Raw genomic sequence first — 21,572 nt, forward strand, 5'->3', positions numbered from 1 at the left:
TTTCTGCTTGCATGCATGCTGTGCGTCATCGATTCCGGTTCCGTGCCTTGTCCGTCGCCTGCGGCTTCAACGCCTGTGGCGACGGGATTGCGCTCCCCCAACCGAAAGCGCCCCAACAGAGAACGCCTGCATAGTGCCAAGACTTGGTTAACGGCGCTCGAAATGCAACAGCGCCCGGAGCGGGCTCCAGGCGCGGCTTGCGTGGTCATGGTCTCCTGCAAAAGCGGCTCGGTAGCCGCCCGGCAAGCGAATCAGGGGCGCCTGGGCTCAGGGCCGCTTGGGCTTGGCGACCGGCGCGGGCAGCAGGCCCTCGCGCTGCATCTTCTTGCGCATCAGCTTGCGGGCGCGGCGAACGGCCTCGGCCTTCTCGCGTGCCTTCTTCTCGGAGGGCTTCTCGTAATGGCCGCGAAGCTTCATCTCGCGGAAAACGCCTTCCCGCTGCAGCTTCTTCTTGAGAGCGCGGAGAGCCTGATCGACATTGTTGTCGCGAACGAGAACCTGCACGTGAGTGTCCGTCTTTAGCGGGTTGGTCTAAAATTCGGGCCGGCGGACCTGCAATGCAGATCGCCGAGAACATGAGGGTTAGAGCAGGATGTTCGCGAAAAACCGGTTTCCACTTTTTCGCATCCTGCTCTAGAGGATCGTGCGGATAACAGAAAATATTTTGGCTGTCCACGCCGCATTGCAGCGAAAACCGTGCGGAAACCGGGGTTTTCGGCGGTGCTCGCTGCTCCGGTTTCAGCCCGGTTCGGGCGTCACGCGGGTGACATGGCCCATCTTGCGGCCAGGCCGCGCGTCGCGCTTGCCGTAGAGATGCAGATGCGCGCCGGGCTCGGCCAGGAGATCGCGCCAGCGCAAGGCGGCGTCGCCGATCAGGTTTTCCATTTCGACGCGGCCCCGCCGCGCGGCCGAGCCGAGGGGGAAGCCGCAGACGGCGCGGACATGCTGGTGGAATTGGGAGGTCTGCGCGCCTTCGCTGGTCCAGTGTCCGGAATTGTGGACGCGCGGCGCGATCTCGTTGACGACGATGCGCTCGTCCTCGCCCTCGCCGACGACGAAGAGCTCGACCGCGAAAACCCCGACATAGCCCAGTGCAGCGCCGATCTTACTGGCTGCGTCGATCGCAGCGGCTTCGGACGCACCCGACAGCCGCGCGGGGATGCGGGTGAAGGCGAGGATATGGTCGCGGTGCTCGTTCTCGCAGACGTCGAAGGCGGCAAACGCGCCACCCGCGCCGCGTGCGGCGACGACCGAGATTTCGCGGGTGAAGGGCACGAACCCTTCGAGGATCGCGGGAAAATGGCCGATCGCCTCATAGGCCTCCGTGAGATCGGTTGAGGCCGCGATCTTGACCTGGCCCTTGCCGTCATAGCCGAAACGGCGGGTCTTCAGGATCGAAGGGCGGCCGAGCTCAGTGACGGCGGCTTCGAGATCGGCCAGCGAATCGACCGCGCGGAAGGGCGCCACAGTCAGCCCGAGCCCGGCGACGAAGCTTTTCTCGCTCAGGCGGTCCTGCGTCACGCCGAGCGCGCGCGCGCCGGGATGCAGTGGTGTGCGGGCTGCCAGAAAGGCCGCGGTCGCTGCGGGCACGTTCTCGAATTCATAGGTCACGACATCGACGGCGTCGGCGAAGCGGGCGAGCGCCGCCTCGTCCTCATAGTCGCCGACGGTGTGGCGCGCGGCGACGTCGAAAGCCGGGCTGTCGGGTTCGGGCGCGAAGATATGAGCACGGATGCCGAGATCGGCCGCCGCCAGCGCCAGCATGCGCGCAAGCTGGCCGCCGCCGAGAATGCCGAGCATGGCGCCGGGCGCGAGGCCGCTGGAATCGGGCGCGTTCATGCCTTTACGCCGGCCTCGTCGGAGACCGGGCGCTCGGCGATCGCCGCGCTTTGCCTGGCCCTGTAGGCGTCGAGACGGTCGGCCAGGGCCTCGTCACTGAGCGCCAGCACGGCGGCGGCCAGCAACGCAGCGTTGACGGCGCCGGCGCGGCCGATGGCGAGCGTGCCGACAGGGATGCCGGCCGGCATCTGCACGATCGAGAGCAGGCTGTCCTGGCCCGAAAGCGCCTTCGATTCGACCGGCACGCCGAAGACCGGCAACGGCGTCAGCGAAGCCGTCATGCCCGGCAGATGCGCAGCGCCGCCGGCGCCCGCGATCACGACCTTGAAGCCCTCGGCCTTGGCGCCTCTTGCGAAGGCGAACATGCGGTCGGGCGTGCGATGCGCCGAGACGATGCGGGCGTCATAGGCGATAGCGAGCGCGTCCAGCGTCTCGGCGGCATGGCGCATCGTCGCCCAGTCGGACTGGCTGCCCATGATGATGGCGACGACAGGATAGGTTTTGGCCATGAAACGGAACGCTTCCGCAGCTTGGGAGAGGAAGCGCGCGATCTAGACCGGGCAACGCTGCGGAAGCAAGCAGGGAATCGGCGATTTGCCCGCTCAGGCGATGATATCGGGCGTCAGGGCGTCCTCGATCTGGGCGATGCGGTCCTTCAGGTAGAGCTTGCGCTTCTTCAGCCGCTGCACCTGGATCTGGTTGACAGCGCCGACCCGCTCCAGCGCGTCGATGGCCGAGTCGAGATCGCGGTGCTCCTCGCGCAGGCGCGCCAGTTCTGTGGTGAAGGCCTCGACCTCCTCCGGGCTGAGCTCGAATCCCATAGCCATCTCATCATCGCCGCGATTGGCCGCGACTATGCGGAGACGCCGGCCGCGCCGCAAGAGCGCGTCGCCTCCGGCGCAGGCAGGAGCGCATCATATTCGCGCCTTCCGAAACAGAGGCCGTTCACGATCACAAAATCTCATGGTGCGCCGCGAGATTGCCCCGCAGACGTGAAGCCGGCTCTGTGTCAGACTTGCATCGTCAACCGCTCATCAGGAGGATCCAGATGTCGCTGCAGACCCATCTCGTCGAACTCGAACGCAAACATCGCCAGCTCGAGGAAGCCATTGCGCAGGCCGTATCGAGCCCGTCCTCGGACGATCTCAGCGTGACCGAGTTGAAGAGAAAGAAGCTGCTGCTGAAGGAAGAGATCGAACGGGTCAGGCAGACGATGCCGGATCGAACGCTGCATTGACGGTGCGTCGCCGGGCAGATGCGGCCCGGTTGAAAGGTTGTTTCGAGTGAGACCAGCCGGTCCCGAAAGGGGCCGGTTTTATTGACTCGGCGGCAATGATCGTCGTCATCTTGCGGTGCCGAACGGCGAAAGGAATACGCATTGCCTCGCCTCGATCCGCGTAACACGTCCCGATACTGGAACGCGTCCGGCGTCGACGGGGTGAGCTGTCTTCATGCCGATTTCACGACGCATGACTACGCCCCCCACCAGCACGAGGCCTTCGTCGTGGCGGTGACGGAGAACGGCGGCGCCGAGTTCAAGAGCCGCGGCCGCAGTGACGAAGCGCGCGAAAGCGTGTTGCTGGTGTTCAACCCGGCCGAGCCGCATTCGGGCCGCATGGGCCGTAGCAGGCGCTGGCGCTATCGCTCGATCTATCTGACACAACCCGCCATCGATGAACTGGCCGGCGATCTCGGCGTCGCCCGGACGCCGTATTTCATGGGCAACGTCTTTCCCGATGCCGATCTCATCACGGCGTTCGCGCGGCTGCACCGCGCGCTCGACCAGGGCGACGATCCGCTCGAACGGCGCGAGCACCTCGTCGCCAGCTTCGGCCAGCTCTTCGTCCGCCATGGCGATCGCGCCCGGCCGATCGCTGTCGCGCCGCGCGACAAGGCGGCGGTTGCCGCCGTGGTGGCCAGGATGGAAGCGCGGCACGCCGAAAGTGGGCTGACACTGAACGAGATGGGCCTTTGGGTCGCGATGACCCCGTTCCAGCTCATCAGCCTGTTCAAGCGCACGGTTGGGCTGACTCCGCATGCCTACCTGACCCAGATCAGGCTGAAGACGGCGGCGCGGACGCTGCAGGCCGGCGCGCCGCTGGCCGAAGCGGCTCTGTCCTGCGGCTTCTAYGACCAGAGCGCGCTGACGCGGCACTTCAAGCGCTCGTTCGGCATCACGCCGCTGCAGTATCAGAGGGCTGGCGCGCCCGGCGATCAATTTCCGCCAATACCGCGCTGAACCGGCCCGGCAAGGCTCCCCGAAAGGGAGCATGCGGGTGACGCGATATTTCTGCCTGGACGAGCCGGAGGTCTTCGATCTCGAAACCGTCGTGACAGCGGCCGAGCCGGGGCGCGTTCAGCTTGGCCGCTCGCCGTTTTATCCCGGCGGCGGCGGCCAGTTGCCCGACCGGGGCAGCCTGCAGTGGTCTGGCGGCGAGGTTGCAGTCACCGGCTTCGAGATATCGGGAGGCCAGATCTGGCACCTGCTCGGCGAGCCGGTTGCGCTTTCGGGCGATGTGCTGGCGCGGGTCGAGCGCTCGTTCCGGCAGATCATGCGTGAGCTCCACACCGACCTGCACATCGTCAATGCGCTGGTCTACCAGGGCTTCGACGGCGCGCTGGTGACCGGGGTGCAGATGAACGAGGACGGGACGGCGCGGATCGACTTCGACCTGCCGGAAGCGGATAACGAGCGCCTGCGCGGGCTCGAAGGCGCGATCAACGACGTCATCAGGCAGAACCTCCCGGTTCTCGAAACCTATGTGACGGAGGACGAGGCCTTCGACGAGCCCGGCCTGATCCGGTCGCGCTCCGTCACGCCGCCGCCGACCGCCGATGGCAGGATCAGGGTGGTCGAGATCGCGGGTCTCGATCGTCAGGCTTGCGGAGGCACGCATCTGAGCGCGACGGGCGAGTCCCGCGCGGTCAGGATCCTCAAGATCGACAATAAGGGGCGCCATAACCGACGCCTGCGCATCGGCCTCGAAGGCGCATGAAGCCCGGCATGGCGGCGGTGCTGTACCGGCTCTGGGCGCGGCCGGTGTGGCTTTTGTGGCTGCCGCCGCTGTTCTGGGCCGGAAATCTCGTGCTCGGCCGGGCGCTCGGTTCAGTCTTCCCGCCGGTCTCGCTGGCGGTGGGGCGCTGGCTCGTGGCGCTGGCGTGCCTTGCGCCCTTCGTCGCCGCGCAGGCCTGGCGGGAGCGGGCGCTGCTGCGGCGACACGGCCTTCTGATCCTTGCCTGCGGGGCTTTCGGTGTGGCCGGCTACAATGCGCTCGGCTATCTCGCCTTGCAGACCACGCCCGCGGCCAGCGTCGCCTTCCTGAACTCGACTTTGCCGTTGATGGTGCCGCTGGCGGCCTTCGCTCTGGGGGTCGAGCGCGTCTCGCGCCGGACGCTGGCTGGCATCGCGCTCTCCTTTGCGGGCGTCGGCTGGATCGTTGCGCGTGGCAATCCGCGCGTGCTCGCCGGGCTGCGCGCCGATGGCGGCGAGCTTCTCGTCCTCGTCGCGGTCGCAAACTACGCGGTCTATTCCGTGCTGTTGCGGCGCAAGCCGGCGAGCTTGAGCCCGCTCGTCTTCCTGGCGGCCTGCATGGCGGCCGGTCTCGTCGTCCTTGCGCCGTTCTGGGTGTTCGAGCTGGCGGGCGGAGCCCGCATCCCGACCGATGCAGGCTCCATCGCGGCGGTGCTCTATATCGGCGTCTTCGCCTCGCTGCTGGCCTTCATCATCTGGAATCGCTGCGTCGCGACGCTGGGCGCAAGCGTCACCGGGGTGTCGTTCCATCTGGTGGCGCTGTTTACGGCGCTGCTCGCCTTTGCGGTTTTGGGCGAGCCGGTGCGGGCTTTCCATCTTGTCGGCATGGCGCTGATCCTCGCCGGGTTCGCGCTGGCGACCTCGCGCACGAACGGCACAGCGCTCATGACGGCGCGCCCGCGCGGCGGGCTGCGGTCCTGAGGGCCGCGATGGAGACGCTCGAAATCCTGCGTGTGCTGGTGGCCTTCGACACGACCTCGCGGCGTTCCAATCTCGATCTGGTCCACTGGGTCGCGGATTATCTCGAAGCCGCCGGCGCAAGGCTGCGCCTGACCAGCGACGACACCGGCACGAAAGCCAATATCCTGGCGACGATCGGTCCCGATGCGCCAGGCGGCATCGTCTTGTCGGGCCATACCGACGTCGTGCCGGTCGACGACCAGGATTGGGCGAGCGACCCGTTCGCATTGACGGAGCGGGACGGGCGGCTCCATGGCCGTGGCGCCACCGACATGAAGGGCTTTATCGCCGCCTGCCTTGCCGCTGTGCCTGGTTGGCTCGCCCGAAGGCCGATCCGCCCGATCCATCTCGCGCTGTCCTATGACGAGGAGATCGGCTGCCTTGGCGTGCCCCGGCTCATCGCCGATATGCTCGCCCATCATCCGAAGCCGGCGCTCGCCATCATCGGCGAGCCGACATCGATGCAGATCGGGCTCCGGCATCGCGGTTTCTACGGCTACCGCACGGTTTTCCGGGGCCGCGCCGCCCATTCGAGCGATCCGGGCCTCGGCGCCAGCGCCATCATGCCGGCGTCACGGTTCGTCGCGGCCCTTGCGGCGCTGGGAGCGTCGCCGGCAGGAGGTGACGGCACCTCCGTCAATATCGGCCAGATCGTGGGCGGCAGCGCCATCAATATCGTGCCCGAGCGCTGCGAGGTCGTCTGGGAGTTCAGGCCGTCCGACGCCGCCCGCGCCGACGCCGTGCGAGCGGCGGCCGAAGCGGCTGTGGCGCGCCTCGCATCGGGTGTCGCGGTCGAGACAATCGCGCTGGCGAGCGTGCCGCCACTTGTCTGCGACCCCGACAGCCCCGCCGTCGTCCTGGCGCGCCGGCTCGGCGGATCATGGCCGCCGATGACGATGCCGTTTGGGACCGAGGCGGGCTTTTTCGAGCAGGCGGGGATTCCGGCACTGGTCTGCGGCCCGGGCTCGATCGCGCAGGCGCATCAGCCCAATGAGTGGATCGAGGCTTCCGAACTGGCTGCCGCGGATCGGTTTCTGGCTCGCATCGGCGACTGGGCGGCGGCTGACGTTGAAGGGGCGGCCAAAAGACAGACGGCATGAATGGCGTCCCCTGAATCGGCCGGGAACGATGTTCCTGTTTTCAATGGCCTGACCATCAGCGACAACTGCGCCGTCATCCCGGGCGCAGCGCAGCGAAGACCCGGGATCCATTCCTGAACCTCTGCGGCAAGCGTTCAGGAATGGATCCCGGGTCTCCCTTCGGTCGCCCGGGATGACGGCGTGGTTCAGTGCGAAATTCCGGTAAGTTCGAATCAGCGATCACATGATCGGTGAGGCGTTCACAACTCCCGCGCCATCTCCCGCAGCCTGAATTTCTGGATCTTGCCTGTCGAGGTCTTCGGCACCTCGCAGAACACCACCGTCCTCGGGCATTTGAACGAGGCGAGCAGGCTCTTGCACCAGGCGACGATCTCGGCCTCTGTCGCGCTCTGGCCGGGTTTGAGCTCGACGAAGGCGCAGGGCGTCTCGCCCCATTTCTCGTCGGGGCGGGCGACCACCGCCGCCGCCTGCACCGCCGGATGCTTGTAGAGCGCGTCCTCGACCTCGATCGAGGAGATGTTCTCGCCGCCGGAGATGATGATGTCCTTGGAGCGGTCCTTGAGCTGGATGTAGCCGTCGGCATAGCGCACGCCGAGATCGCCCGAATGGAACCAGCCGCCGGCGAAGGCGGCCCTGGTCGAGGCCGGATTGCCGAGATAGCCCTTCATCACGACATTGCCGCGCATCATCACCTCGCCCATCGTCGTGCCGTCGCGCGGCACCGGCTGCATGGTGTCGGGGTCGAGCACGTCGAGCCCTTCGAGCGCGGGATAGCGTACGCCCTGGCGCGCCTTGAGCGCCGCCTGCTCGGCGGCCGGCAGGGCGTCCCAGTCGCGGTTCCATTCGTTGACGACGGCGGGGCCGTAGATCTCGGTCAGGCCATAGAGATGCGTCACCTCGAAGCCGGCCTGCGCCATCGCGGCCAGCACCGCCTCGGGCGGTGGGGCTGCGGCGGTGAAGAACGAAACCTTCTGTCCGAAATCGCGCCGCTCTTCGGGAGGTGCGTTGAGCAGGGCCGACATCACGATCGGCGCGCCGCAGAGATGCGTCACGCCATGGTCGGCGAGCGCGTCGTACATCGCCTTGGCCCGGACCTGGCGCAGGCAGACATGGGTGCCGGCCAGGATCGAGATCGACCACGGGAAACACCAGCCGTTGCAGTGGAACATCGGCAGCGTCCAGAGATAGACCGGGTGCCTGCCCATGCCGCAGGTGACGACGTTGGAGGTCGCCAGCAGGTTCGCGCCGCGATGATGGTAGACCACGCCCTTGGGGTCGCCGGTGGTGCCCGAGGTGTAGTTCAGCGAGATCGCGTCCCATTCGTCGGATGGCATCGCCCAGGCGTAGTCCTGCTCGCCGGTGACGAGAAAATCCTCGTATTCGACCGTGCCGATGCGCTCGCCCTGGCCATCATAGACCGGGTCGTCATAGTCGATGACGAGGGGTTTCGCCCGGCACAGCGCCAGCGCAGCCTTCATCACGCCCGAGAATTCGCGGTCGACGATGACCGCCTTCGCCTGACCGTGGTCGAGCGAAAAGGCGATGATCGCGGCATCGAGCCTTGTGTTGAGGGTGTTCAGAACCGCGCCGCACATCGGCACGCCGTAATGGCATTCGAGCATCGCCGGCGTGTTGGGCAGCATCGCCGCGACGGTGTCGTTCTTGCCGATGCCGTGCTTGCCCAGCGCGGATGCCAGCCGGCGCGAGCGGGCATAGAACTCGGCATAACTGCGCCGCAGCGGCCCATGGATGACCGCGACATGGTCGGGGAAGACGCTCGCTGCACGCTCCAGAAAGGTCAGCGGTGTCAGCGGCTGGAAATTCGCCGGGTTGCGGTCCAGGTCGGTGTCGTAGGCGCTGATCGGCATGGCGGGCGTGATCCTTGGCGGCCCGCCTTGATAGAGCGCGCGGGCCTTGCCCGTAATCCATCCTTTTTTCCGAGGCGGCGCAATCGTCGGCGCGTCTCTCAGACGAAGAGATGCAGGCCCCGCAGACCGTCGAAGATCAGCTTCGCGCCGACAGCGAGCAGCAGCCAGTAGATGATCGTGTAGAACCGCTCGGCCGGTACGCGTCGCACCAGCCAGACGCCGGCGAGCGTGGCGACGATCGCGATCGGGAACAGCGCGGCCGAGGCCTGGAGGTTTGCCGCCGTGAACTGGCCGAGCGCGACATAGGGCGCGACCTTGATCAGGTTGATGGCGGCAAAGAAAATCGCATTGGTGCCGACATAGACCGCCGGCGGCAGCTTCTGCGGCATGACGTAGATCTGGAAGGGCGGGCCGCCGGCATGGGCGATCATGCTGGTGAAGCCGCTGAGCGCGCCCCAGAAGGTCGCCGGAGCGATCGCGCCCGGCGTGGCCGGCGCTGCGGCCTGGTTCGCGCCGAGCATGCGGCGCAATGCGAAGCCGATCGAGATCACACCGACCGCCAGGCCCACCGCAGCGTCCGATACCTGCGCCGCCAGAAGATATCCCACGAGGATGCCCAGCCCCGCGCCCGGCAGCATCATCGCGAGATTGCGGCTGTCGAATTCGCGGCGATAGGACCAGACCGTCACCACATCCTGCGAGATCAGCAGCGGCAGCATGATCGCGGCCGCCTGCACCGGCGAGACGACGAGCGCCATCAGCGGCAGCGAGAGCAGGCCGAGGCCGGAGAAGCCGCCCTTGGCCAGCCCCATCAGGATGACGGCCGGCACCATGGCGGCGAAGAAGGCTGAGTCGAAGGTCATCGAAACAATGCACGCCTGCTCTGCGAAAGTCTGACATGGCAGGCGCTTGCGCGGATGGATGCTTGCTGCGCACGATCCCGCGCAAAATCAGCCTCCCCCGCAGCCGGTCTCCCGAACGCGGTGTAGGCCAGAACGTGGCGAAGAGGAACGCAGCCTCATGAATGGCTCGCATGCACATGGCTATGCGCAGACCTATGCGCGCTGGCAGGCCGACCCGGAAGGGTTCTGGCGCGAGGCGGCCGAGGCGATCGACTGGATCAGGCCGCCGCAGACGATCTTCGAGGCGTCGTCAGGCCCCTATGGCCGCTGGTTTCCCGACGCGACCTGCAACACCTGCTTCAACGTGCTCGACCGCCATGTCCGCGATGGGCGCGGGCAGCAGACGGCGCTGATTTACGACAGCCCCGTCACCGGCGCGAAGGCGAGCTTCACCTACGCCCAGATGCTCGACGAGGTTGCGACGCTGGCGGCCGTGCTCCGGGATCTCGGCGTGGCCAAGGGCGACCGCGTCATCCTGTACATGCCGATGATCCCCGAAGCCGCCTTCGCGATGCTGGCCTGCGCCCGCATCGGAGCCGTGCATTCGGTGGTGTTCGGCGGCTTTGCGGCCAAGGAACTCGCGACGCGCATCGACGACGCCCTGCCCAGGGTTATCATGACCGCGACCTGCGGCGTCGAGCCGACGCGGATCGTCGAATACAAGCCGCTGCTCGACGCGGCGATCGAGCTTGCGACCCACAAGCCGGAGACCTGCGTCGTGCTGCAGCGGCCGCAAGCCGACGCGTCCATGCATGTCGCGCGCGACCGGAACTGGCGCACGCTGACCGCCGCCGCCAAGGCCGCCGGCCGCAAGGCCGACTGCGTCGAGGTCGCGGCGACCGACCCGCTCTACATCCTCTATACCTCGGGCACGACCGGCCGGCCCAAGGGCGTGGTGCGCGACAATGGCGGCCATCTGGTCGCGCTGAAATGGACGATGGACAATCTCTACGGCGTGAAGCCCGGCGAGGTGATGTTCACGGCGTCCGATGTCGGCTGGGTGGTCGGCCACAGCTACATCGTCTACGGGCCGCTGCTGCAGGGCGCGACCTCGGTGCTCTATGAGGGCAAGCCGGTCGGCACGCCCGATCCGGGCGCGTTCTGGCGGGTCATCGCCGAGCACAAGGCCGTGGTGATGTTCACCGCGCCGACCGCCTTCCGCGCCATCCGCAAGGAGGACCCGCAGGCCAAGCTGCTCGCCGGGCACGATCTGTCGCAGTTCCGGGCGCTGTTCCTCGCCGGCGAGCGGGCCGATCCCGATACGCTGAAATGGGCCGAAGAGGTGCTGAAGGTGCCGGTCATCGACCATTGGTGGCAGACCGAGACCGGCTATTGCATCGCCGGCAATCCGATGGGGCTGGAATTGCTGCCGATCAAGCATGGCTCGCCGACCGTGCCGCTGCCGGGCTTTGCGGTGGAGTGTCTCGACGAGGGCGGCAGGCCCGTCCCGGCCGGGACGATGGGCGCGATCGTGGTCAGGCTGCCATTGCCGCCCGGCGCGCTGCCGACGCTGTGGCAGGACGATGTGCGCTTCCGCGAGGCCTATCTCGCGGCCTTTCCCGGCTACTACAACACCTCGGACGCCGGTTTCATCGACGCCGACGGCTATGTCTTCATCATGGGGCGCACCGACGACATCATCAATGTCGCAGGCCACAGGCTCTCGACCGGCGGCATGGAGGAGGTGCTGGCCTCGCATCCGGCGGTGGCCGAATGCGCCGTGGTCGGCATCAGGGACGCGCTCAAGGGTGAGCAGCCCTGCGGCTTCGTCGTGCTGAAATCGGGCGTCACGCAGAGCGCGGCCGAGGTCGAGCGCGAGCTCGTGGCGCTGGTGCGCGACAAAATCGGTCCTGTCGCGGCATTCAAGCTGGCGCTGACGGTCAACCGGCTGCCCAAGACGCGCTCGGGCAAGATCCTGCGCGCGACCATGAAGAAGATCGCCGATGGCGAGGACTACGCGATGCCCGCGACGATCGAGGATCCCGCCGTGCTGGGCGAGATCGGGGTCGCGCTGAAGGGCAGGGGGATCGGGTAGAGGGGCGGAGCGGCTCAATTCTCCAAACAGCCCTCATCCTGAGGAGCGCCGCAGGCGCGTCTCGAAGGATGCTCCAGCCAGATGCAGTCGTTGCGTACTGGAGCATCCTTCGAGACGCCGCTTCGCGGCTCCTCAGGATGAGGGCTGTGGGGGCGTCAGAATCCGATCGTTGCGCCGTTCCAGCGCAGCAGGCGTTCGGGCCATTCCAGCCGCATCAGGTCCTCGCCGACGATCAGCGGGCCTGAATAGCCGGCGGCCCTGATCTCGCGGGCGAGCGCCGTGGTGTCGGCCGCAGGAGGCACGAGATGGGTCAGCGCCAGCGCCCTGGCGCCGGAACGCGTCGCCAGACCTGCCACGACCGCGGGCGTCATGTGGTAGCTCGCGACCGAGGCTACCGTCTCGGCCGAGCGGACGCCGGCGACCACCGGCATCTGGCTGTCGATGAAGACCTCGCAGACCAGCAGGTCGCAACCTTCAGCCGCCTGTTCCAGCGACGGGGTCAGGCGGGTGTCGCCGGAAAAGACGATGCGGCTGCCGGCGCAGGCGAAGCTCAGCCCGAAGGCGGGCTCGACCGGCCTGTGGTCGACGAGAAAGGCTTGCACCGCGAGGTCGCCGAGGCCGGGGATCGCACCTTCGCGCAACTCCTCGAAGACGGCCTCCAGACCGGTCGCGTCGGGCCGCTTCTCGAAGGCGATGCGCAAGGCGCGTTCACGCGCGAAGGCCTCGTATTGGGCTTTCATATTGGCGAGCGCGGGCGCGGGCGCCATGACACGCCAGGGCCGGTTGCGGCCCTGATGCCAGCTTGAGACCACGAGCTGGTAGAAATCGACCAGATGGTCGGAGTGCTCATGGGTGACGACGAGCAGGTCGATGTCGGCTCCGCGCGCTCCCGCGGCGACGAGGCGCTGGCTGACGCCCGAGCCGCAATCGACCAGCACGCGCTGGCCTGCCGCCTCGACGAGATGGGACGGGCCGGCCCGGCGCAGGCTGACGGGCGGCGCGCCGGTGCCGAGAAAGGTGAAGGAAAGGCTGTTCGCTTCGGTCATCTGCCGAGGCTGGCAGAGCGCGCCGGCGGCTGCAAGTGTGGCCGGCGCGGAAGGCTCAGCCTTCGTCCTCGTCGGCCGGGCGCTTCATCTGCTTCAGCTTGGAGAATACCGAATCGACGTCGATCTTCGCCTCTTCCTCGCGCTTGGGCTTGCCCATGTCGGCGAAGGTCTGGTTGAGCGGCGCGGGCGCCGGCGCGGTCGTCACCTCGGCCGGCAGCAGCGTCGAGCCGATTTCGGCGGTCGCGGCGGGACGGTCCTTGGCGGCGCGGCCGACCTCGAAATCCAGATCGATCTGCGAGCACAGGCCGAGGCTGACCGGGTCGATCGGCGAGAGCGTCTGGGCGTTCCAGTGGGTGCGGTCGCGAATCTGCGCGATGGTCGACTTGGTCGTGCCGATCAGACGGATGACCTGCGCGTCCTTGAGCTCGGGGTGGTTGCGCAGCAGCCAGAGGATCGCGTTGGGGCGGTCCTGGCGCTTCGACACGGGCGTGTAGCGCGGGCCCTTCGACTTCTTCATCTCCGGCACCTTCACCTTGCGCTCGGCGAGCTTGAGGTGGTGGGCCGGGTTCTTGGCGGCGCGCTCGAGCTCCTCGCGGGTGAGCTGGCCCGAGGTGATCGGGTCGAGGCCCTTGATGCCGGCGGCGACTTCGCCATCGGCGATGCCGCGCACTTCCAGCGGGTGCAGTCTGCAGAACTCGGCGATCTGCTCGAAGGTCAGGGAGGTGTTCTCGACGAGCCAGACTGCGGTTGCCTTCGGCATCAGCGGGGGATTTGACACGGGGAACCTCTCCTCAGATCTCGAAAGCCGGGCTTGAAACCCGATCGGCGTCGCGGACAATAGCTCTCAGGCGCAGACCGGCCTCTTCGGCCGGCCATCCAAATCATCGACGATGAGTGGGATGGCCGGCTTATAGGCGAGGGCGCGGCGGCTGTCCACGGAAAGCGTGCATTGCTCCACCTCCCCGAATCGAAACCCAACAGCCCTCATCCTGAGGAGCGATCCGGCAGGATCGCGTCTCGAAGGATGCTCCAGAAGCCTCCGGAGATATCTGGATCATCCTTCGAGACGCCGCTTTCGCGGCTCCTCAGGATGAGGGCTGCGGGAGGTCGGGTCACACCACCAGCACGATCTTGCCGATATGGGCGTTGCTTTCCATCAGCGCATGCGCCGCCGCGGCCTCCGCCAGCGGGAAAGTCCTGAACATCACGGGCTTGCAACGGCCGGCCTCGATCAGCGGCCAGACTTTCTCGTGCAGTTCGGCGGCGATGGCGGCCTTCTGCGCGATCGTGCGCGGGCGCAGCGTCGAGCCGGTGTGGGTCAGCCGCTTCATCATCAGCTTGCGGAAGTCGACCTCGGCTTTGGGGCCGTTGAGGAAGGCGATCTGGACGATGCGGCCGCTATCGGCCGCCGCCTCGTAGTTGCGGGCGATGTAGTCGCCCCCGACCATGTCGAGGATCAGGTCGACGCCGCGTCCGTCGGTCGCGGCTTTCGCCGCCGCGACGAAATCCTCGTCACGGTAGTTGATCGCGTGGTCGGCGCCGAGATCGCGGCAGGCCCGGCATTTCTCGGCCGAGCCGGCGGTCGCGATGACGCTCGCGCCAAAAGCCCTGGCGAGCTGGATCGCCGTCGTGCCGATGCCCGACGTGCCGCCATGGACCATGAAGCTCTCGCCGGATGCAAGCCGGCCGCGCTGGAAGACGTTGGTCCAGACGGTGAAATAGGTTTCGGGGATGGCGGCGGCTTCCGTCAGCGTAAGGCCGGCGGGAACGGGCAGGGCGTTGCTCTCATGGACCACGGCGTATTGCGCATAGCCGCCGCCGGCGACCAGGCCGCAGACCGCATCGCCCAGCTTGAAGCGGGCCGCGCCCTCGCTCAACGCCACGACCGTGCCGGCGATTTCGAGGCCCGGGATGTCCGATGCGCCGGGTGGGGGCGCGTATCCGCCCATGCGCTGGAGCACGTCGGGGCGGTTGATGCCGGCCGCCGCGACCTTGACCAGCACCTCGCCTGAGCCGGGCTGCGGCACAGGCCGCGTCTGCGGGCGCAGCACCTCGGGCCCGCCGGGAGCCTCGAAGCCGATGGCGGTCATGGTGTCGGGCAATGCGGTCATGAGGTCTCGAAATCCTGTTGCCGGCGTGGGATGTGGAGTTGCGGGCGCGACCCGACTAGGCTGGTCTAGCAGAGCGTGAATGTGAGGCAGCCATGTCGATCTTTCCAGAGGATGACCGCCCGAAGGCGAAATCAATCCACGAGATCGGGCAGGATCTGTCGATGCTGTCTCTTGAGGAGATCGACCTGCGGGTCGCGGCGCTCAAGGCCGAGATCGAGCGGCTGGCGCAGGCGCGCGCGAAGAAGGACGCCTCGCGCGTCGCGGCCGACGCCTTCTTCCGGAAAACCGACTGAAATCATGGCGTTGCCGCTGCGGCATTAACCGCTCCTTAACGATTCCAAAGTATGTATCGAACCGTCCAGTTTGTCTGGATGTCGAGTGGCTCCTGCCCACTCTGTTTGACGCCTCCCTGTTGACCTTCGAGCCGCCTCCGGGCGGCTCTTTTTTTGGCCCGGGCGTCGCGTTAAGGTTAACCCTATCTTACCGGCGCGGCCGCCGCGCATCGGCGCTATCCTTGCGAGGTTGCGGCATGAGCCTGCGTTTGCGTCCCGGATGCGAACGCTGTTGTGCCGATGGGGGACACCGCGATGAACGATGTGCTGACGAACGATCTGCTGGTGCTCGAGCCGCAAGCCGATGATGGCGCGATCTCGTTTGCGCGCGGCTTCGTCAAATCCGATGCTTTCATGGTGCTGTTCCGCGAGGGCATGGGGCTGGTCGAGCAGACCGCCGCCTATCTCGACGGCGACGGTCGCAAGGAGTCGGCGGCGCTGCCGCGCGAGGTCTCGCTGACCTACGCCACCGAGAGCATGCGCCTGACGACGCGGCTGATGCAGATCGCCTCCTGGCTCTTGGTCCAGCGCGCCGTCGCCGAGGGCGAAATGACGGCCGAGCAGGCCCGCGCCGAAAACAGCAAGGTCAGGATTTCCGACGCGATGGTCCGGCCCCACCAGGACGAGGCCGCGCGGCTGCCGCAGGGCTTGCTAGACCTGATGGCGCATTCGATCCGCCTGCAGGACCGCATCCGTCATCTCGAAGGCCAGATGTCGGGCGCGAAGCGTTTCGAGGAGAAGGCCAACCCGGTGCAGGACCAGCTTGCCAGCCTTCAGGCCCGGCTCGGCTTCGCATTCGGCCGCTGAGCCCATCGTCTTCTTCCAGAAACACTGCGTCATCCCGGACAAGCGGCGTCAGCCGCGCCGATCCGGGATCCATCATGGAGCGCCGTCGTTCTTTATGATGGATCCCGGGTCAAGCCCGGGATGACGCAGTGTTTCCGAGCGAAATAAAGCGGCGGAGAGCTTTTTTGCCGCGACCAATCGCCGCCCAAACGCAAAACGCCCGGCCAGTCTGGCCGGGCGTTTCGATTCAGATCGCAGCTATTCGCCGCGAAATCACTTCTTGCCGAGGGCGCCGAAAGCGCCGAAGCGCGAGTTGAAGCGCGAAACGCGGCCGGCGCGGTCGAGCATCGCGCCCGAGCCGCCGGTCCAGGCCGGGTGCGTCGTCGGGTCGATGTCGAGGTTGAGGGTGTCGCCCTCCTTGCCGAGCGTCGAACGGGTGAAGTATTCCGTGCCATTGGTCATGACGACCTTGATGGTGTGGTAATCGGGGTGGATGCCGGTCTTGGCCATGGGGCGAAATCCTCAAACGTCGATAAGCGGGCGTGGTTGACAAGCAGGCGAGCCTGCCCGGCCCGTCGAAACAATTCGTATGAGCCTGTCGTGAAGTCGCGTGCACATATCGCAGCCGCGCCGACAGTGCAAGCATGACAGGATAAAGACGCGTGACCGAGGCCGATAAAGACGACCCAAAAGCACGGCCCGATTTCCGTTCGCTCTCCTCGTTCTGGCCCTATGCGCTGGCGCAGAAGGGCCGCATCGCGCTGGCCCTGCTGGCGCTGGCGGTGGCGTCGGCCGCGACGCTGATCCTGCCGCTGGCGGTCCGGCGCGTCATCGATGTCGGGTTCTCCGGCGGCGAGCAGCAGATGGCCAACAGCTATTTCCTCGTGCTGGTCGGCATCGTCGCGGTGCTGGCGCTGGCGAGCTCGGCGCGGTTCTACCTGGTCATGACCGTCGGCGAGCGCATCGTGGCCGATCTGCGCTCGGATGTGTTTTCGCACCTGACGCGGCTCGAGCCCGCTTTCTTCGATTCGAGCCGGGCGGGCGATCTCGTCTCGCGGCTGACCGCCGACACCACCCAGATCAAGTCGACCTTCGGCTCGACCGCGTCGATCGCGCTGCGCAACGGCATCATGGTGATCGGCGCACTCGGACTGATGATCTTCACCAGCCCGCAGCTCTCGGCGATCGTCATCGCCGCGATCCCGCTGATCGTCCTGCCGCTGGTGCTGTCGGGCCGCTCGGTGCGCAGGCGCGCAAGGGCGGCGCAGGACCGGCTTGCCGACGCCTCGGCCTTCGCGTCGGAGGCTGTCGGCGCGATCCGCACCATGCAGTCCTTTGGGGCGGCGCGGCAGACGGCGCAACGCTTCGCCTCGGCCTCCGACGAGGCCTATGACGCCTCGCGCTCGGCCACGGCCTCGCGGGCGCTTCTGTCTGGCGTCGCGATCTTCCTCGTCAGCGCCAGCGTCGTCTGGGTGCTCTGGACCGGCGCGACCGAGGTCTTCGAGGGCCGCATGACCGGCGGGCGGCTGTCGCAGTTCATCCTCTACGCGGTGATGGCGGCCAGCTCGCTCGGCCAGCTCTCGGAGGTCTATGGCGAGATTTCGGCCGCCGCGGGCGCGGCCGGACGGCTCGGCGAAATCCTCGCGATGAAGCCGGCCATCGCCGCGCCGCCCAACCCAAGGCCGATGCCGCAGCCCTCGCGCGGCGAGCTTTCCTTCGACAACGTCTCGTTCAGCTATCCAAGTCGGCAGGGGTTGGCGCTGGCCCATCTCAGCTTCAGGGTGCGGCCGGGCGAGCGGGTCGCGCTGGTCGGTCCCTCCGGCGCGGGCAAGAGCACGGTGCTGCAACTGGCGCTGCGGTTCTACGATCCGGCGTCGGGCCGCGTCGTCGTCGACGGCGTCGCCGGGCCGGAGGCCGATCCGGAGATCTGGCGCGAGCGCTTCGCGCTGGTGCCGCAGGAGCCGACGGTGTTTGGCGTCTCGGTGCGCGACAACATCGCCTATGGTCGGCCGGCGGCTGGCATCGCCGAGGTCGAGGAAGCCGCGCAGCTGGCCGCCGCCGACGCCTTCATCCGGGCGCTGCCAGACGGCTACGACACCATCGTCGGCGAGCGCGGCGTGACGCTCTCGGGCGGCCAGCGCCAGCGCCTGGCGATCGCGCGCGCGGTTTTGAAGGACGCACCGATCCTGCTGCTCGACGAGGCGACGAGCGCGCTCGATTCCGAGAGCGAGCGCGCCGTGCAGGACGCGCTCGACGCGCTGATGCAGGGCCGCACCACGCTGGTCGTGGCGCATCGCCTCGCCACGATCCTCTCGGCTGACCGCATTCTCGTGATGGACGAGGGCAGGGTGGTCGAGGAGGGCACCCATGCCGAACTCAAGGCGCGCGGTGGGCTCTATGCGCGGCTGGCGGCGCTGCAGTTCGGGCTGGAGGCGGCCTGAGGGTCGGAGTCCGACTCTCTTGTAAGAACCTCTTCGTCATCCTTGGGCTTCGCGGCTTGTCCAGGATGACGCCCTCCTTCCACCGGGCCTCAGGGGCTCTTCAGCAACTCGCGCACCATCGGCACGACCTTCGTGCCGTAAAGCGCGATGCTGCGCATCATCTGCTCATGGGGCAGGGCGCCGGCGCTGTATTTCATCTGGAAGCGCGACAGGCCGAGCGTCATGACGGTCGCGGCGATCTTGCGCGCCACCGTCTCGGCCGAGCCGGCATAAAGCGAGCCGCGCGCGATCTCCTGCTCGAACTCGGCGCGGCCCATCGGCCCCCAGCCGCGCTCGCCGCCGATCCGGTCGCGCATCGCCTTGTAATGCGGCCAGAGCTGCTCGCGGGCCTCGTCGTCGGTCTCGGCGACGAAGCCCGGCGAATGCACGCCGATCGGCTGGACGGGCAGGTTCATCTGCGCGAAGGCGCGGGCGTAGAGATCGACATAGGGCTTGAAGCGGGCGGGATCGCCGCCGATGATCGCCAGCATCAGCGGCAATTCGTAGCGGGCGGCGCGGACAACCGATTCCGGGCTGCCGCCGACGCCGATCCAGGTCTTCAGGCGGCCGGTCTCGATCGGCGGGAAGACGCGCTGGTTCGTCAGCGGCGGCCGCAGCGCGCCCTGCCAGCTCACGGCTGCCTTGCTGATCAGCTCGCAGAAGAGATCGAGCTTTTCCTCGAAGAGCTGCTGGTAATCGGCGAGTTCGAAGCCGAAAAGCGGGAAGGATTCGGTGAAGGAGCCACGTCCGAGAATGACCTCCGCGCGCCCGGCCGAGACCGCGTCCAGCGTCGAGAAGCGCTGGAAGACGCGGATCGGATCGTCGGAGCTCAGCACCGTCACGGCCGAGCCCAAACGGATGCGCTGCGTTTTTGCGGCGATCGCCGCCAGCACCATTTCGGGCGAGGACACGGCGAAATCGGCGCGGTGATGCTCGCCGATGCCGAAGAAATCGATGCCAAGGCTGTCGGCGAGCACGCCTTCCGCGACGAGGTTGCGGATCACGGCGGCGTGGCTGAGAGGCGCGCCGTCGGCCCCGACCGTGACGTCGCCGAAGGTGTCGAGGCCGAATTCGAGATCATGTGTCATGGCCGGCATCTAGCGAGCGGGTGGCGCGTGTTCAATGGGTGGGGTACCGACCCCTTATCCGTCTCGGATTCGCCGAGCCGCCTTCTCCCGCAAGGGGAGAAGGGAAGGCGCGCCGAAAACCTCGGCCGGCTTGCGCCGCGAGGGTTTCGGGTCTTTCGATTGCGTATCCAAAAGGGGATGCGCGGGGAAAGGTGGCGTCGCAGTCGACGGCTGCGTGCCGATGTCGATGTCGAGATGTCTGTCGAAGCAGCGCCAAAAGCCGCCACCCCGCCCCGCGCGCGGTTGTCTTTCGGTGTCCCCGCCGTGCTTTGATGTCTCGGCACGAGACCGGACCCGCCTCGGTCCGGACGACGATCGACCCCTCCATGGCCCGAGCCAGCGACGGCCGAGAACCATGAACACCGCAATCCCACCCGGCCGCACGACGCCTCGCGACAGCCCCCTTGGTCGGGTGGAACGGGGGGGAGAATAGGCATGGGTTTGGGGGGCGGGGATAAGTTCGGAGCACGTCGATGGTACACGAACCGGGCTGTCATTCCGGGCGCAGCGAAGCGGACACCCGGAATCCATCATAAAGCGCGACAGTGCCCTACGATGGATTCCGGATCGGCGCGGCTTCGCCGCTTGTCCGGAATGACGGCGGGGTTCCGCGAAAAGCAGCAGGATCCAGCGCCCGCCGCCCCCGCGCGCCTTCGGCACGACATCCGGGGGATCGATGCGCAATCGTCGCCAGGGCCTTGCCTTGGCCGGCCAGATTCATACCTTCTTGCAAAGGCAAGCATCTTCAGCCGGCCAGTGCGTCCCGCACCGCCCGGCGCTTGCGTCCTTTCGGAACAGAACGATGAGCATCGGCCCGGCCTTGCAATCTGTCGTGGGAGTGCGCTCCTCGATTCCCGACGACGCCTTCACGGCCGCCACTTTGGGCACCCGCAGGGAGGGCAGCGGCGTGGTCATTCGCGACAGCGGGCTGGTGCTCACCATCGGCTACCTGATCACCGAGGCGGAGGAGGTCTGGCTGACGACCCGAACCGGCCGCGTGGTTCCGGCGCATGCGCTCGCCTATGATCAGGAAACCGGCTTCGGGCTGGTGCAGGCGCTCGAGCGGCTCGACCTGCCGGCCATGGCGTTCGGTGCGATCGAGCGGGCCGATATCGGCGAACCCGTCGTTCTCGCCGATGGAATCGGCCAGATGGTGCGGGGCAGGATCGTCGCCAGGCAGGAATTCGCCGGCTATTGGGAGTACCTGCTCGACGAGGCGATCTTCGTCGCGCCCGCGCACCCGTCATGGGGTGGCGCCGCGCTCATCGGCTCGGACGGCACGCTGCTGGGCATCGGCTCGCTGCACCTGCAGATGGGCCGGGGCAAGGAAATCTCGGAGGTCAACATGGTCGTGCCGATCGATCTGCTGCCGCCGATCCTGGAGGACCTGCTCGCCCGGGGCAGGGCCGACCGGCCGCCGCGCCCCTGGCTTGGCGCCTATGCGACCGAGAGCGACGGCAAGGTCGTGGTGATGAGCGTGGCCGAAGGCGGCCCGGCGGACCGGGCCGGCCTGCGTCCCGGGGACATCATCTCGGATGTCCGCGACGGCGAAATCGACGGCCTGGCCGATTTCTACCGGAAGCTCTGGGCGAGCGGGCCGGCGGGCGCGGAGGTTCCCATCCGGATCGTGCGCGCCGGTCGCGAAAGCTGGCTTCGCGTGAGATCGGCCGACCGCGCCAGCTTCCTGAGAAAGCCGCATCTGCAGTAGCTGCGGGCTGTTCGCCTTGGGGCCGATGGCCGGACGGGAGTCTCCGTTAGAGCCATGGCAGACACCCGTGGGCCGGATTGTGCAGGCCCACGCGGTCGCGGGGCGCGTCTGGCCGCCCATTGCATGTCGCCGATCAATGAACTAAACACTTAATCATAAGGTTAAGTATCTAGCTCCTCCTCTCGATCGACCTTATGCGTTGCGATGGCCGCCGGTCGTGGCGTTCCAGAGCGCGCAGACCTGCGGG

21 protein-coding genes are annotated in these 21,572 nt (G+C 67.3%); 10 read left to right on the forward strand and 11 right to left on the reverse strand.

What is annotated here, in order from left to right; genetic code table 11:
* Nucleotides 1-267 precede the first annotated feature (267 nt).
* The 4 genes from rpsU to AC1DZY_RS08595 all read right to left on the reverse strand — a co-directional run bounded on the left by rpsU (nt 268) and on the right by AC1DZY_RS08595 (nt 2,660).
* Complete coding sequence (gene rpsU / locus AC1DZY_RS08580) at nt 268-504, reverse strand: 30S ribosomal protein S21 (protein ID WP_476819673.1); 237 nt, start codon at nt 502-504, stop codon at nt 268-270.
* Nucleotides 505-738: 234 nt separating this feature from the next.
* Nucleotides 739-1,839, reverse strand: a complete 1,101-nt coding sequence (locus AC1DZY_RS08585; protein WP_476819674.1) for a 5-(carboxyamino)imidazole ribonucleotide synthase — start codon at nt 1,837-1,839, stop codon at nt 739-741.
* Entirely contained in the window at nt 1,836-2,348 is a 513-nt protein-coding gene (gene purE / locus AC1DZY_RS08590) for a 5-(carboxyamino)imidazole ribonucleotide mutase (protein ID WP_476819675.1), read from the reverse strand. The genes AC1DZY_RS08585 and purE overlap by 4 nt, the downstream gene beginning before the upstream one ends.
* Nucleotides 2,349-2,441: 93 nt before the next feature.
* Nucleotides 2,442-2,660, reverse strand: coding sequence for a YdcH family protein (locus tag AC1DZY_RS08595; protein ID WP_476819676.1), 219 nt, complete (start codon nt 2,658-2,660; stop codon nt 2,442-2,444).
* 227 nt (nt 2,661-2,887) lie between these two features.
* Here AC1DZY_RS08595 and AC1DZY_RS08600 point away from each other — a divergent pair, with 227 nt between their 5' ends.
* From AC1DZY_RS08600 to argE, 5 genes are all read left to right on the forward strand, one after another.
* Nucleotides 2,888-3,076, forward strand: a complete 189-nt coding sequence (locus tag AC1DZY_RS08600) for a DUF465 domain-containing protein (protein ID WP_476819677.1) — start codon at nt 2,888-2,890, stop codon at nt 3,074-3,076.
* Nucleotides 3,077-3,277: 201 nt separating this feature from the next.
* Nucleotides 3,278-4,078 carry an AraC family transcriptional regulator gene (locus AC1DZY_RS08605; RefSeq protein WP_476819678.1) on the forward strand — a complete coding sequence of 267 codons (801 nt, stop codon included), beginning with the start codon at nt 3,278-3,280 and terminating at the stop codon, nt 4,076-4,078.
* 31 nt (nt 4,079-4,109) lie between these two features.
* Entirely contained in the window at nt 4,110-4,835 is a 726-nt protein-coding gene (locus AC1DZY_RS08610) for an alanyl-tRNA editing protein (protein WP_476819679.1), read from the forward strand.
* Nucleotides 4,836-4,843: 8 nt separating this feature from the next.
* The gene (locus AC1DZY_RS08615) at nt 4,844-5,791 is read left to right on the forward strand and encodes a DMT family transporter (protein ID WP_476819680.1); all 948 of its coding nucleotides are present in this window, start codon (nt 4,844-4,846) and stop codon (nt 5,789-5,791) included.
* A gap of 8 nt (nt 5,792-5,799) precedes the next feature.
* On the forward strand, nt 5,800-6,930 hold the full coding sequence (gene argE, locus AC1DZY_RS08620) for an acetylornithine deacetylase (RefSeq protein WP_476819681.1): 1,131 nt from the start codon (nt 5,800-5,802) through the stop codon (nt 6,928-6,930).
* A 239-nt stretch (nt 6,931-7,169) separates the two neighbouring features.
* Here argE and AC1DZY_RS08625 read toward each other — a convergent pair whose 3' ends face one another.
* Both AC1DZY_RS08625 and AC1DZY_RS08630 read right to left on the reverse strand, forming a co-directional pair.
* Nucleotides 7,170-8,798, reverse strand: coding sequence for an acyl-CoA synthetase (locus tag AC1DZY_RS08625; protein WP_476819682.1), 1,629 nt, complete (start codon nt 8,796-8,798; stop codon nt 7,170-7,172).
* Between the two features lie 98 nt (nt 8,799-8,896).
* The gene (locus tag AC1DZY_RS08630; RefSeq protein ID WP_476819683.1) at nt 8,897-9,661 is read right to left on the reverse strand and encodes a sulfite exporter TauE/SafE family protein; all 765 of its coding nucleotides are present in this window, start codon (nt 9,659-9,661) and stop codon (nt 8,897-8,899) included.
* A gap of 157 nt (nt 9,662-9,818) precedes the next feature.
* On the opposite strand from AC1DZY_RS08630, the gene AC1DZY_RS08635 reads away from it, so the two are divergent.
* The gene (locus AC1DZY_RS08635; protein ID WP_476819684.1) at nt 9,819-11,735 is read left to right on the forward strand and encodes a propionyl-CoA synthetase; all 1,917 of its coding nucleotides are present in this window, start codon (nt 9,819-9,821) and stop codon (nt 11,733-11,735) included.
* A 155-nt stretch (nt 11,736-11,890) separates the two neighbouring features.
* Here AC1DZY_RS08635 and AC1DZY_RS08640 read toward each other — a convergent pair whose 3' ends face one another.
* The 3 genes from AC1DZY_RS08640 to AC1DZY_RS08650 all read right to left on the reverse strand — a co-directional run bounded on the left by AC1DZY_RS08640 (nt 11,891) and on the right by AC1DZY_RS08650 (nt 14,892).
* Complete coding sequence (locus AC1DZY_RS08640) at nt 11,891-12,781, reverse strand: MBL fold metallo-hydrolase (RefSeq protein WP_476819685.1); 891 nt, start codon at nt 12,779-12,781, stop codon at nt 11,891-11,893.
* Between the two features lie 55 nt (nt 12,782-12,836).
* The gene (locus AC1DZY_RS08645) at nt 12,837-13,559 is read right to left on the reverse strand and encodes a DUF1013 domain-containing protein (RefSeq protein ID WP_476819686.1); all 723 of its coding nucleotides are present in this window, start codon (nt 13,557-13,559) and stop codon (nt 12,837-12,839) included.
* A gap of 334 nt (nt 13,560-13,893) precedes the next feature.
* The gene (locus AC1DZY_RS08650) at nt 13,894-14,892 is read right to left on the reverse strand and encodes an NAD(P)H-quinone oxidoreductase (protein ID WP_476819687.1); all 999 of its coding nucleotides are present in this window, start codon (nt 14,890-14,892) and stop codon (nt 13,894-13,896) included.
* 92 nt (nt 14,893-14,984) lie between these two features.
* Between AC1DZY_RS08650 and AC1DZY_RS08655 the strand changes: the two genes are divergently transcribed.
* Both AC1DZY_RS08655 and rcdA read left to right on the forward strand, forming a co-directional pair.
* Nucleotides 14,985-15,185, forward strand: a complete 201-nt coding sequence (locus AC1DZY_RS08655; protein ID WP_476819688.1) for a DUF1192 domain-containing protein — start codon at nt 14,985-14,987, stop codon at nt 15,183-15,185.
* Between the two features lie 294 nt (nt 15,186-15,479).
* Nucleotides 15,480-16,031, forward strand: a complete 552-nt coding sequence (gene rcdA / locus AC1DZY_RS08660) for a protease adaptor protein RcdA (protein ID WP_476819689.1) — start codon at nt 15,480-15,482, stop codon at nt 16,029-16,031.
* 252 nt (nt 16,032-16,283) lie between these two features.
* Here the strand turns inward: rcdA and rpmE are convergent, their stop codons facing one another.
* Nucleotides 16,284-16,520, reverse strand: a complete 237-nt coding sequence (gene rpmE, locus AC1DZY_RS08665) for a 50S ribosomal protein L31 (RefSeq protein ID WP_476819690.1) — start codon at nt 16,518-16,520, stop codon at nt 16,284-16,286.
* A gap of 152 nt (nt 16,521-16,672) precedes the next feature.
* On the opposite strand from rpmE, the gene AC1DZY_RS08670 reads away from it, so the two are divergent.
* Nucleotides 16,673-18,451, forward strand: coding sequence for an ABC transporter transmembrane domain-containing protein (locus AC1DZY_RS08670; protein ID WP_476819691.1), 1,779 nt, complete (start codon nt 16,673-16,675; stop codon nt 18,449-18,451).
* Between the two features lie 89 nt (nt 18,452-18,540).
* Here the strand turns inward: AC1DZY_RS08670 and AC1DZY_RS08675 are convergent, their stop codons facing one another.
* Nucleotides 18,541-19,578 (reverse strand): LLM class flavin-dependent oxidoreductase, encoded by a 1,038-nt coding sequence (locus AC1DZY_RS08675; protein ID WP_476819692.1) that lies wholly within the window; start codon nt 19,576-19,578, stop codon nt 18,541-18,543.
* 841 nt (nt 19,579-20,419) lie between these two features.
* Here AC1DZY_RS08675 and AC1DZY_RS08680 point away from each other — a divergent pair.
* Nucleotides 20,420-21,325: a S1C family serine protease gene (locus AC1DZY_RS08680; RefSeq protein WP_476819693.1), complete on the forward strand. Its 906-nt coding sequence runs from the start codon at nt 20,420-20,422 to the stop codon at nt 21,323-21,325.
* The last annotated feature ends 247 nt before the right edge of the window (nt 21,326-21,572 follow it).

Source organism: Allobosea sp. P2_A10 (assembly GCF_056405115.1).

Coding starts and splice junctions, on each gene's coding strand:
- AC1DZY_RS08585 (WP_476819674.1), bottom strand. CDS start 1,839: ATGAACGCGCCCGATTCCAGCGGCCTCGCGCCCGGCGCCATGCTCGGC.
- purE (WP_476819675.1), bottom strand. CDS start 2,348: ATGGCCAAAACCTATCCTGTCGTCGCCATCATCATGGGCAGCCAGTCC.
- AC1DZY_RS08595 (WP_476819676.1), bottom strand. CDS start 2,660: ATGGGATTCGAGCTCAGCCCGGAGGAGGTCGAGGCCTTCACCACAGAA.
- AC1DZY_RS08600 (WP_476819677.1), top strand. CDS start 2,888: ATGTCGCTGCAGACCCATCTCGTCGAACTCGAACGCAAACATCGCCAG.
- AC1DZY_RS08610 (WP_476819679.1), top strand. CDS start 4,110: ATGCGGGTGACGCGATATTTCTGCCTGGACGAGCCGGAGGTCTTCGAT.
- AC1DZY_RS08615 (WP_476819680.1), top strand. CDS start 4,844: ATGGCGGCGGTGCTGTACCGGCTCTGGGCGCGGCCGGTGTGGCTTTTG.
- argE (WP_476819681.1), top strand. CDS start 5,800: ATGGAGACGCTCGAAATCCTGCGTGTGCTGGTGGCCTTCGACACGACC.
- AC1DZY_RS08625 (WP_476819682.1), bottom strand. CDS start 8,798: ATGCCGATCAGCGCCTACGACACCGACCTGGACCGCAACCCGGCGAAT.
- AC1DZY_RS08630 (WP_476819683.1), bottom strand. CDS start 9,661: ATGACCTTCGACTCAGCCTTCTTCGCCGCCATGGTGCCGGCCGTCATC.
- AC1DZY_RS08635 (WP_476819684.1), top strand. CDS start 9,819: ATGAATGGCTCGCATGCACATGGCTATGCGCAGACCTATGCGCGCTGG.
- AC1DZY_RS08640 (WP_476819685.1), bottom strand. CDS start 12,781: ATGACCGAAGCGAACAGCCTTTCCTTCACCTTTCTCGGCACCGGCGCG.
- AC1DZY_RS08650 (WP_476819687.1), bottom strand. CDS start 14,892: ATGACCGCATTGCCCGACACCATGACCGCCATCGGCTTCGAGGCTCCC.
- AC1DZY_RS08655 (WP_476819688.1), top strand. CDS start 14,985: ATGTCGATCTTTCCAGAGGATGACCGCCCGAAGGCGAAATCAATCCAC.
- rcdA (WP_476819689.1), top strand. CDS start 15,480: ATGAACGATGTGCTGACGAACGATCTGCTGGTGCTCGAGCCGCAAGCC.
- rpmE (WP_476819690.1), bottom strand. CDS start 16,520: ATGGCCAAGACCGGCATCCACCCCGATTACCACACCATCAAGGTCGTC.
- AC1DZY_RS08675 (WP_476819692.1), bottom strand. CDS start 19,578: ATGACACATGATCTCGAATTCGGCCTCGACACCTTCGGCGACGTCACG.
- AC1DZY_RS08680 (WP_476819693.1), top strand. CDS start 20,420: ATGAGCATCGGCCCGGCCTTGCAATCTGTCGTGGGAGTGCGCTCCTCG.